At 37.6% G+C, this 271-nt stretch carries 1 pseudogene; it reads right to left on the reverse strand.

The window, feature by feature from the left end:
- Window positions 1-86: 86 nt before the first annotated feature.
- Window positions 87-271 (reverse strand): annotated as a pseudogene (locus SB754_RS20370) (C4-dicarboxylate ABC transporter permease); the annotation flags it as partial.

Below are 271 nucleotides of genomic sequence, written 5' to 3' on the forward strand. Positions count from 1 at the left end.
CTCCGCAATCAATTCCTTTCTGATTTTTCTGAAAAATTTAAGCATGGTCTGGTTAAAAGTAATCTAATCTACAAAAATGTTGGGTATTAATTATAACCCATGGCTACTGCCACAATGATGGTGACTGCACCGATCAAAAGCATCAACGAGGTAGGTTTAAGGGCCGATTTAAACCATTTATTATATGGAATTTTGGCGATGGCTATTATAGCCATTAGTGCACCATTGGTCGGTACGATCATATCTGGCATTATAGCTCCATATTGATAGG

The sequence above is a fragment of the Leifsonia sp. SIMBA_070 genome (assembly GCF_046534635.1).
GTDB lineage: Bacteria > Actinomycetota > Actinomycetes > Actinomycetales > Microbacteriaceae > Leifsonia.